The organism is Sphingopyxis sp. HIX (genome assembly GCF_001468285.1).
Classification (GTDB): Bacteria; Pseudomonadota; Alphaproteobacteria; order Sphingomonadales; family Sphingomonadaceae; genus Sphingopyxis.
In genome coordinates this window covers 1-10492 of sequence record NZ_LNSB01000078.1, presented here as the reverse complement: position 1 = coordinate 10492, position 10492 = coordinate 1, and the positions used below count along the sequence as shown (strand labels likewise).

10 protein-coding genes are annotated in these 10492 nt (G+C 66.0%); 4 read left to right on the top strand and 6 right to left on the bottom strand.

Annotated features, from left to right (window positions below; translation table 11 throughout):
- Positions 1-176 precede the first annotated feature (176 nt).
- From ATE62_RS22370 to ATE62_RS22360, 3 genes are read left to right on the top strand one after another with little or no spacing between them, the layout of a single operon-like run.
- Positions 177-731 carry a DUF4287 domain-containing protein gene (locus ATE62_RS22370; RefSeq protein WP_058810553.1) on the top strand — a complete coding sequence of 185 codons (555 nt, stop codon included), beginning with the start codon at positions 177-179 and terminating at the stop codon, positions 729-731.
- Between the two features lie 9 nt (positions 732-740).
- Positions 741-1349 carry a TetR/AcrR family transcriptional regulator gene (locus tag ATE62_RS22365; protein ID WP_058810552.1) on the top strand — a complete coding sequence of 203 codons (609 nt, stop codon included), beginning with the start codon at positions 741-743 and terminating at the stop codon, positions 1347-1349.
- A gap of 23 nt (positions 1350-1372) precedes the next feature.
- On the top strand, positions 1373-1810 hold the full coding sequence (locus ATE62_RS22360) for a hypothetical protein (protein WP_058810551.1): 438 nt from the start codon (positions 1373-1375) through the stop codon (positions 1808-1810).
- Between the two features lie 208 nt (positions 1811-2018).
- Here the strand turns inward: ATE62_RS22360 and ATE62_RS22355 are convergent, their stop codons facing one another.
- From ATE62_RS22355 to ATE62_RS23790, 5 genes are all read right to left on the bottom strand, one after another.
- Entirely contained in the window at positions 2019-3272 is a 1254-nt protein-coding gene (locus ATE62_RS22355; RefSeq protein WP_058810550.1) for an N-succinylarginine dihydrolase, read from the bottom strand.
- Positions 3269-4282, bottom strand: a complete 1014-nt coding sequence (locus ATE62_RS22350) for an arginine N-succinyltransferase (protein ID WP_058810549.1) — start codon at positions 4280-4282, stop codon at positions 3269-3271. The genes ATE62_RS22355 and ATE62_RS22350 overlap by 4 nt, the downstream gene beginning before the upstream one ends.
- Positions 4279-5490, bottom strand: coding sequence for a hydrolase (locus ATE62_RS22345; protein WP_058810548.1), 1212 nt, complete (start codon positions 5488-5490; stop codon positions 4279-4281). Before ATE62_RS22345 ends, ATE62_RS22350 begins: the two co-directional genes overlap by 4 nt.
- Before the next feature lie 209 nt (positions 5491-5699).
- Positions 5700-6650, bottom strand: a complete 951-nt coding sequence (locus ATE62_RS23795; RefSeq protein WP_197412029.1) for a hypothetical protein — start codon at positions 6648-6650, stop codon at positions 5700-5702.
- A 36-nt stretch (positions 6651-6686) separates the two neighbouring features.
- A complete protein-coding gene (locus ATE62_RS23790) occupies positions 6687-6920 on the bottom strand; it encodes a hypothetical protein (RefSeq protein WP_058810547.1) in 234 nt (77 codons plus the stop codon).
- A gap of 139 nt (positions 6921-7059) precedes the next feature.
- Here ATE62_RS23790 and ATE62_RS23785 point away from each other — a divergent pair, with 139 nt between their 5' ends.
- On the top strand, positions 7060-9210 hold the full coding sequence (locus tag ATE62_RS23785; RefSeq protein ID WP_058810546.1) for a COR domain-containing protein: 2151 nt from the start codon (positions 7060-7062) through the stop codon (positions 9208-9210).
- A 22-nt stretch (positions 9211-9232) separates the two neighbouring features.
- On the opposite strand, the gene ATE62_RS22330 is transcribed toward ATE62_RS23785, so the two are convergent.
- Positions 9233-10438 (bottom strand): hypothetical protein, encoded by a 1206-nt coding sequence (locus ATE62_RS22330; protein WP_197411774.1) that lies wholly within the window; start codon positions 10436-10438, stop codon positions 9233-9235.
- Positions 10439-10492: the final 54 nt, after the last annotated feature.

The following is a 10492-nucleotide window of genomic DNA, read 5'->3' as shown; positions in this document are numbered from 1 at the left end:
GGGGAGGGGGACCACCCTGCGGGTGGTCCCCCTCCCCACGGCTTCGCCGCAGGGAGGATTAATATGTCCGCTCCCTACCGCAAAACCGACCTCAGCCCTCGTCGGCACAAAGACTTGACGAACGACTTGATTGAGTATTCAATCAAGTCGTTGGAAGACTCGCATGGAGGCAGGGCATGGCCGACGAAATGGCGACGATGGCGGAAAATCTCCGCACCAAGACCGGCAAGACGCTGGGCGAATGGATCGCGCTCGCGCGGGCGAGCGGGATCGGCGCGCATATGGCCTTGGTCAATCATCTGAAGGCCGAGCATGGGCTGGGGCATGGCTATGCCAATATGGTCGTGCACGCCGCCAACGCCTCCTCGTCGCTGTCGCAGGACGACGACGCGCTGGTCGATGCGGCCTTCGACGGCGCGAAGGCGCATTGGCGCCCGCTCTACGACCGGTTGGTCGCTTTGGTGCAGGGCTTCGGCAGCGACGTCGAGCCGGCGCCGAAGAAGGGTTATGTGAGCCTCCGCCGCAAGAAGCAGTTCGCGCTGCTTATGCCCTCGACCAAGGATCGCTTCGATATCGGCCTCGCGCTCAAGGGCCAGGAGCCCGCAGGCAAGCTCGAACTCGCGGGCAGCTGGAACGCGATGGTGTCGCACCGCGTGCGCATCGCTGCCGATGCCGAGGCCGACGAGCAGGTCGCGGGCTGGCTGCGCGCCGCCTATGATCGCGCGGGTTAGGAGAGCGCCATGAACGCCGCCGACACGCGCAACCGCATATTGATGACCGCGATGGAGCTGTTCTGGGAGAAAGGCTATCTCTCGACCTCGGTCAGCGACATATTGTCGCGCAGCCAGGTCCATTCGGGCAGCCTCTATCATTTCTTCCCCGGCAAGCAGGACGTGCTCGTCGGCGTGCTCGAACTCTATCGCGACGGGATCGACGAGATGCTGCTCGCGCCCAACTGGGAAGGCGTCGACGACCCGATCGAAAGGATCTTCGCGCTGCTCGCGGGCTATCGCACCCACCTGATCGTCACCGACTGCACCTATGGTTGCCCGATCGGCAGCCTGGCGCTCGAGATCCACGAGCCCGACCCGGTGGTGCGCGAGCTGATGGCGGCGAATTTCTCGAACTGGTCGGCGGCGATCGCGGGCTGCTTCGACGCGGCGGCCGACCGCCTGCCAGCCGGGAGCGATGCAAAGGCGCTCGGCGAATTCGTGCTGACGGTGATGGAGGGAGCGGTGATGCAGGCGCGTACCTACCGCGACATCGGCTATTTCGACCGCAACATTGCTGTATTGCGCGACTATATCACCACATTGCTGGCGGGCGCAAAATCTGGTAGCTTCGCCTGAGTTTTCCGGAGGGGGAGAAGATCATGACCGACGCTGTAAAGACGCCGTGGCACCTGTGGGTCATCGGCGCATTGTCGCTGCTGTGGAACGCCTTTCCCGTGGTCGATTTCACGATGACCAACATGCAGAGCGAGGCATGGCTGTCGCAATATAACGAAGCGCAGCGCGCGCTCGTCCTCGGCGCGCCGGCCTGGTCGAACATCTGCTGGGCGCTCGGCGGCTTCGGCTCGTTCCTCGGCTCGCTGCTGCTGCTCTTCCGCTCGCGCCACGCGCTGACCGCGTTCCTCGTGTCGGCGGTGGGGCTCGCGGGGGTGACCTATTACCAGCTCGTCGCGAACGGCGCGGCGTTCCGGGAGGCGCTGGGCGAGGTGCCGCTGTACATCAGCATCACCATCTGGGTGATCCTGCTGGCGCTGATCTTCTATGCGCGCGCGATGAAGGCGAAGGGTGTGCTGCGCTGAGATTGGCGGTTCGGAGATAGGGAGGCCCCTGAAGATCCTCCCCTTGGCGTAGCCATGGGGAGGGGGACCGCCGCCGCAGGCGGTGGTGGAGGGGTTGAAAGGTTGCGCCGACGCCTCCGGCGTCGAACCCCTCCGTCAGCCCTACGGGCTGCCACCTCCCCATCGCTGCGCGTGGGGAGGATCTTTGTGGTTCGCAGGCGACGACTTTCTACGCCAGCTCGCCCAGCCCCAGCGCCGCCAGCAGCGCCCCCCGCGCGCGCCGCACATCCGCGGTGAGCCCCGCCGACCCCAGGTCGCCCGCAGCGATCGCCTCGGGCCAATACTTGCTCACCACCTCCGAAATCCGGTCGAGCGTATCCGCATTCGCCATGAAGCGCGGATCGACCGCGGCGGGATCGGCAACGACGCGCAGCCGCAGGCACGCGGGGCCGCCGCCGTTCGCCATCGACTGGCGGACATCGACGGGCAGCAGGCGGCGGATCGGGCCGTTGCCCGCGACATGCGCCTCCAGCCAGTTCCACACCGCGGGGGTCGCCTGCGCCTCGGTCGGCAGCACGAGGCCCATGCCGCCGCCATCGGGCAGTGACACGAGCTGGGCGTTGAACAGATAGGATTTGATCGCGTCGGGCAGGCTCACCGCCTCGGCGGGGACCTCGACGATCTCGACGGCGGGGAAGGCCGCGCGGATTTCGGCATGCGCGGCCTCGCGGTCGTGGAAGGCGGTTTCGTGGGTGAAGAGCACGCGCTCGTTGGCCACCGCGACGACGTCGTTGTGGAAGGCGCCGCCCTGGATCGCGGTGTCCGACTGGCGGATGAAGAGCGTGCGCGCGGGATCGAGCCGGTGGTGGCGCGCGATCGCCTTCGACGCGTCGAGATGCTGGCGCGCGGGGAAGCGTCCGCCGCTTAACCCATAGACGAAGATCTCGACCCCCGCCGAGCCGTGCCCGTCGCACAGCCGCATATGGTTCGCCGCGCCCTCGTCCCCGAAGGGCGCGGGGACGGGGCCATGCACCGCGAAAGCAGGGTTCGCGAAAGCGAGCTTCAGCTGCTTCAGCGTGCCCTGCCACTCATGGCTGCGGTGCGGCATGGTGACGAGGTTCGCAACCGTGAGGTGGCATTTGCCGTCGCCGCTGTCGGGCGCGGGCGACACCGTCGCGGCGTTCGCGGCCCACATCGACGAAGCCGACCAGGCCTGCGCGCGCAGATGCGGCTCGGCGGCGTCGAGCGTCGTGCCGAGCACCTCCAGCCATGCAGCATCGGGCCGGTCGAGCGGGCAGAAGAAGCCCTGCGGCAGCCCGAGCGCGAGATTGTGGCGCATCTTGTCCAGGCCCTGCAGCGCCGCGGCGCGCGGCTGCGACACGTCGCCGGCATTGCTCGCCGACGCGATATTGCCGCGGCTGAGCCCCGCATAATTGTGCGTCGGGCCGATGATGCCGTCGAAATTGATCTCGGTGAGCATCAGCGCGCGATCCAGCTGATCGCATCGCCCGCACCGACGCCCAGGATTCGCGCGGTGTCGGCGTCGATCGTGCCGTCGGCGCCGACCTTGCCGAAACAGCAGCGGAAATCGGCGAGCCGCCCGGTCGCGACCAGCGCGTCCTCGCCGGAGTCCGCGTTGATGGGGCCGACGCGGGTCACCTCGACATGCCTGGCGTCGCGGATGCTCGCGACCTGGTCGGTGCGCGCGGTCATCGTCGGGCCGCCGTCGAAGATGTCGACATAATTTTCGAAGGCGAAGCCCTCATTCTCCAGCATGCGCATCGCGGCGCGGCCGGTCGGGTGCGGCACGCCGATGACGCTGCGCGCATGCTCGCCCAGCATCGCGATATAAACGGGGTGCTTGGGCATCAGGTCGGCGATGAACTGGTTGCCGTGGACCGCGTTGAACTGGTCGGCTTCCTGGAAATTCATCCCGAAGAACTTGCCCGCGACCCCGTCCCAGAAGGGCGAGCCGCCCGCCTCGTCGATCACCCCGCGCAGCTCGGCGAGGATGCGGTCGCCGAAGCGCGGGCGGTGGCGCGCGATGAACAGATAGCGCGAACGTGCGAGCAGCAGCCCGAGCCCGCCGGCGCGCGCCGCGGGGTGCAGGAACAGCCCGCCGACCTCGCTCGCGCCGTTGAGGTCGTTGCTCAGCATCAGCACCTGCGCGTGGAAGGTGCGGCCGAGCTGTTCGCTATGCTTGCTGTCGGTGCCGATGCGATAGGAATAGAAGGGCCAGCGCTGGCCGACCTGCCCGAAAATCTGGCACGTCCCGCGCACCTCGCCGCTGTCGAGATCCTCGAGCATCATCAGATAGAGCTCGTCCGACGGATATTCCTTGTCCGACGCGAAGCTCGCCTCGGCGCGCTCGAGCTTGGCGCGCAGCGCCTTCTTGTCGGGGGGCAGGTTGGTGAAGCCGCCGCCGGTCAGCTTCGCCATCTCGTAAATGCTCTGCAAATCGCCCGGCTTGGCCGCCCGGATCACATAATTCACACCGTCCCCCGTTCCGCTATTCTCATCATGGCGAGCGCCGACAGCTGCGCGCGCTCGGCGAGGCTGTCGACCATCAGAAATTCGTCCGAAGAGTGGATCGCGCCGCCGCGCGGGCCCATGGTATCGACCACGGGCACGCCGCACGCCGCGATATTATTGCCGTCGCACACGCCGCCCGTCGCATTCCAGCTGATCGGCGGCAGGCCGAGCGCGGCGCCGCAGTCGCGCACCAGTTCGAATAATCGCGTCGCCGCCGCATCGAGCGGCTTGGGCGGGCGGTTGAAGCCGCCGTGGAGGTGGCAATGCACGTCGTGCTCGCGCGACACCGCGGCGATCGCATCGCGCAGCGCCGCCTCGGCCGCGACCATCGCCTCGGGGGTCGACGGGCGCATGTTGACGCGCAGGATCGCGCTGTCGGGCACGACATTGTTCGGCCCGCCGCCATCGATCTTCGCGGGATTGACCTTGAGCTCGGGCGATTTGAGCCTGGCAAGCCGCAGCGCAAGGTCGGCGGCGGCGAGCAGCGCGTTGCGCCCGTCGTCGGGATTGCGCCCGGCATGCGCCGACAGCCCGTGCACGGTGACGCTGAAATTGCCGCTCCCCGGCCGCGCCCCCGCGAGCGTGCCGTCGGGCAGCGCGGGTTCGTAGGTGAGCGCCGCGGTCTTGCCCTTGGCCAGTTCTGCGATCAGCGCGGCGGAGGCGTGGCTGCCCGTCTCCTCGTCGCTGTTGATCATCACGTCATAACCGACGCGCTCCGCCAGCGGCGAGGCTTCGAGCGCGGTCAGCGCGGCGAGGATCACCGAAATCCCCGCCTTCATGTCGGCCGTCCCGGGGCCGTTGAGCACCCCGGGCTCCAGCCATTGCAGCGTCTGGAACGGATGATCGGCGGCGAACACCGTGTCCATATGCCCGGTCAGCAGCAACTGCACCGGCGCTTGCGGTCGCACGCGAAGGTGCAGATGGTCGCCGCGCTGCGTCGTCCGGATGTTGCCCGCGGCATCGACGCTCTCGACCGGCTCGGGCGCGACGAGGCAGATATCGCCGGGCAGCGCCGCAAAACTGTCGGCGAGCATCCCTGCGACGGTCTTCAGCCCCGCGAGATTCCCCGTCCCGCTGTTCACCGCCGCCCAACGCTCGACCTGCGCCAGCATCGGCGCATCGGCAGCGACGTCGAGCGTCGCGCTTTCGGGGGCGGTGAGGGCGGTCATCGGACCGCTATAGCGAGGGGGGAGAGGGTTGGGCACCCCCCTGTGGTGGGCGGTAGTAGGTGGGCGTTGGAGGCATAACAAAGCTATTATGACGGAAGTCGGTGTTGATGCTGCTGCGCTTACTAGCGGAAAAATCCTGCTCGCTTGCATCGCGCTCAGCTACCGATACTGTAGCAGTGAAAAATCGGGGGAGAGGAATTGAGCGTAGACTACATCGAGTATCGACGTCGCGGACGGTTGTCGGCCGACGAAGCGGAGAGAGAGATCGCATCGCTCCTTGCAGTTTGCGCGGCCGAACAGAGTAAGTCGCTTTCTCTCGAAGGATATAAAGCTTTCGACTTGTTAGAACCGATCGCGAGCTTCGATTGGCTCGAAAAGCTGGATTGCTCAGGCACTTCGGTGAGCGATCTGAGCGTGCTTTCCGGATTGAGCGCGCTGACCGAGTTCGATTGCGCAATGACGTCGGTGAGTGATCTGGGCCCGCTTTCGGGATTGCGCGCGCTGACCGAGCTTAATTGCGCGATGACGTCGGTGAGTGATCTGGGCCCACTATCAGAATTGAGCGCGCTGGCGAAACTCGATTGCACGGGGACGTCGGTGAGCGATCTGGGCTCGCTTTCGGGATTGAAGGCGCTTACCATATTAACGTTGTGGTCGACCGGCGTAAGCGACCTAGGCCCGCTTTGGGGATCGAACGCGCTGACCGATCTCAATTGCGCGATGACGTTGGTGAGCGACTTGGGGCCGCTTTCGGGATTGAGCGCGCTGGCCAAGCTCGATTGTTCGATGACGTCGGTGAGCGATCTGGGCCCGCTTTCTGGATTAAGTGCGCTGGCCGAGCTCGATTGTTCGACGACGTCGGTAAGCGACTTGAGCCCGCTTTCCGGATTGCACGCGCTGACCGAGCTTAGTTGCGCAGGCACGTTGGTGAGCGATCTGGCCTCGCTTTCCGGATTGCACCTGCTGACCGAGCTTAGTTGCGCCGGTACGTCGGTGAGCGATCTGAGCCCAATTTCAGGATTGCATGCGCTGACCGGGCTCCGTTGCGCCAGAACGCCGGTGAGCGATCTGGGCCCGCTTTCGGGATTGACCTCACTGGCCGTGCTCAACTGCTCGTGGACATCGGTGAGCGACCTGAAACCGCTTTCAGGATTGAACACGCTGACCGAGCTTAATTGCTCGCGGACATCGGTGAGTTATCTGGGCCCGCTTTCGGGATTGATCTCACTGACCGAGCTTAATTGCTCGTCGACATCCGTGAGCGACCTGAAACCGCTTTCGGGATTGAACACGCTGACCGTGCTTAATTGCTCGTCGACATCGGTGAGCGACCTGAAACCGCTTTCAGGATTGAACGCGCTGACCGAACTGTATTGCTCGATGACGTGGGTGAGCGATCTGGGCCCGCTTTTGGGGTTGAGCGCGCTCATGCGTCTCAATTGCTCATCGACGCCCGTGAGCGATTTGGGTCCGCTTGTGAGCCTGACTTCTCTAGTCGCCCTCTATTGCTCCGAATTGACCACGGGGAATTGGCCGAGAGCTTTGTTTGACCTCCCGGATTTGGCCGAGATGTTTGCGGTAAGTGCACGGATCGGCCGAATTCCCGGCGAGGAACTTTCGCAAGACTATAGGGACAACTGCCTCCCCAACATCCGCGCATACTTCGCCGATCTCGACGCCGGCGCCGTGCCGCTCGAGCGCAGCAAGGTCATCGTGCTCGGCAACGGCCAGGTCGGCAAGACGCAGCTTCGTCGCTGGCTGCTGAACAGCGACGCGATGCCCTTGCCCTATGATCCGGCGATCCCGTCGACGCACGGGATCGAGGTGCTGCGCGGGCCGCTCGCGCTGCCTTCGGGCGATGAACTCGACGTCAGCGTCTGGGATTTCGGCGGGCAGGACATCTATCACGGCACGCACAGCCTGTTCATGAAGACGCGCGCGATCTTCGTGCTGTGCTGGAGCCCGGAGCAGGAGGATAATCGCGAGCAACTGCTCGACGGACTGATCCACCAGAACCGGCCGATGGCCTATTGGGTCGATTATGTCCGGCAACTGGCCGGACCCGACAATCCGCTGATCATCGTCCAGACACAATGCGATGCGCCAAGCCAAAGGCAGCACAACCGTTTTGTCGATCTCGATCTTACAGGGTTCGAATCGCACAATATTGTCCAGTTCAGCGCGCAGACCGAGCTTGGCGGCGCAGCCTTGCGCGAAGCGATCGGCGAGGCCGCGGAGTGGATCAAGGATCGCCATGGCGTACCACTGATCGGGACGGGGCGGTTGGCGGTCCTCAACCAGCTGGAGGCCTGGCGCAGCGAAGATGCGTTGCGCGAGCCGACCGCCCGGCAGCACAAGATGACGACGCAGGAGGAATTCCGGGCGCTCTGTGACGACGCCGGCGGCATCTCTTCGCCCCCGCATCTGCTCAATTTCCTCCACCATGCCGGGGTGATCTTCTATCGCCCGGGGCTGTTCGGTGACCGTATCATCCTCGACCAGGATTGGGCGCTCGATGCCATCTATGCGGTGTTCAACCGCGACAATTGCTTCCGCCGGATCAAGCGTGCGCAGGGACGCTTCCGGCGCGAGGATATCGCCGAGACGGCCTGGCGCGACTACGGCCTCGACGAGCAACGGCTGTTCTTGTCGATGATGGAAAGCTGCGGCATCGCCTTCACCCATTATCGCCATGGCGACCGCGACGGGGGTGCCGAATATATCGCCCCCGAGCTGCTACCGCCACGCGAGCAACTGGCGGCGCAGATCGAGGCCCGCTGGCAGGGCGGCGAGGTGGTCGAGGCGCGGCTTCGCTACAGCCTGCTCCACCACGGGCTGATCCGCCAGATCGTCGCGCGGATCGGCGACCATGCGCGCATCTTCGGCGAATATTGGCAGACCGGGGTGTTGTTCTTCGAACGCCACCGGCAGAGCGTCGCGATGATCGAGGCGGTCGCCGATGCCGACGGCTGGGGCGGCGAAATCGTCATTTCATGCCGCAACGGCCGCGCCGCCGAACTCGTCGATCTGCTCGTCGAGGAGGTCGACAAGATCGGGCAGTCCATCGGAATGACGGCCGAGAGCAAGCCTGATCGGGCGCGGCCCGCGCCCGAGCATCGCGACGAGGAAAAACACGAACCCGCCCCGCTCAGCGCGGGCGCGCATCCCTCGGCCGCCGGCAAATGGTATGTCTCCTACGCCTGGGGCGACGACACCCCCGAAGGCCGCGAGCGCGAGGCGCGCGTCGACGCGCTGTGCGACGAAGCGAAGGCCCGCGGGATCGAGATCGTTCGCGACCGTGACGCGATCCGCAACGGCGAGAGCATCCATCGTTTCATGGACGCGCTTGCCGATGGCGACCGCATCATCGCGATCCTCAGCGACAAATATCTCCGCTCACCCTATTGCATGTACGAGTTGTTTCATGCCTGGCGGAAGCAGCAGTCGGACCAGGAGCTGTTCGCGAAGGCCGTGCGAGCCTATCGCTTGCCATGTGCCAAATTCGCCAAGCATGCCGAGCGCGGCGCGGTAGGGAAATATTGGCGAGCAACGGTCGAGGAGATCAAACCCGTCCTCGATGTCCTGGGGGAGCGTGACTCCGCCGAATACCAACTGATGCGGAAGTTCGAGGTCGATGTCGGCGACATCCTCTATGCGATCAACGACACCGTCGTGCCGCGCGAGTGGGAGGATTTCCTGAACTGGGCGTTCGGCGATTGAGCCGCCGCGGGAGGCCGCGGGTCTATTCGGCGGCGGGCTTCAACAGCGGCGTATAGCCCTGCAGTTGCAGCGCCTTGCGCGGCGGCAGTTCGGCCGCGAGGTTTGCGAGCTCGGCCTCGGCCTGCTTCGCCTTGCCCAGCGCGAACAGGCTCCGCGCCCGCTCGACGCGCGCGCGCTGGCCGACGTCGAGGTTGCCGAAGGGATCGAAGAAGCTGTCGATCCGCGCGCCGTCCTTGACGCCGTTCCACGTCGGCGGCGTCGCCGCGGCGGGATCGGCGGCGATCGCCGCGTAGCGCCGGGCGGCCTCGGCGGGCGCGATCCTGCCCGTCAGCAGCGCATGACGCGTCTCGAACAATTTTCCTTCGGGGGTGGCTTTTCCGAAATCGGCAAGCACGCGCCCCACCCAGTCCCAATTCACATTGCCGGTGCCCGCCTGCATGCCCAGCAGGTTGAACGCGAGGATCGCGCCGCGATGCGCCTGCGTCGTCGCGGCACGCACCGCGGCTTCGTCGGGGCGGCCGAGGCTCGCGGGAGTGACAAGTTCGATCGCCGCGTCGTGGCCGAGAATCGCCTCGATATCGGGCTTGTGGAAATAGCCGACGACCACGACCACCGTCTGCCCCGGCCGCGCTTTGGCGGCGGCGCGGATGCGCTGCGCCTGCATATAGGTGCGATAGAGATAGAGGCGGCGCGGCAGGTCGCGGTCGGCGCGCGGCGCGGGCTCGCCTGCCCATTTTTGCAGTGGCGCGAGCGTTGCCGGATCCTCGGCGGCGAAAAAGTCCCAGCCCAGCGTCTTGGCGTCGGGGAAGGTCAGGAAGCCCTGGAACCCCTGCGCCTTGCGGATTTCGGGCGGGGTATCGAGGTCGAGCCCGAAGCCGAGCAGCTGGTCGTCCATCGGCGGGGTCCAGTCGATCGGGCAGAGATCGGTCCCGCGCGCCGCGGCCCAGGGCAGGATGACGCCCTGCACTTCGTAGGTGAACTCGTAATAATCGCCGCGCGACGCCTGCTCGGGCGGGCGCTCGATACACACCGCGTCGGGCTTCGCCACGTCGAGCCAGGCGGCGAGCACCCCCGGCTGATCCCGCTCGGCGACGAGCTGCGCGGCATGATCGACCCCGAGGATCGCGACGCGCGTCTTCGTTTCGGCGCTGGCGGCGTGGCGGGGCAGCGCTGCGGCGAAAAGCAGCGCGGCAAAGAGGGCGGCGCGGCGGCGTATCGATATGGGCACGGTCGGTCTTTCGGCGGGAGGGGGCGGCGTTCGCATAGCATGGCGGAGCGGGCG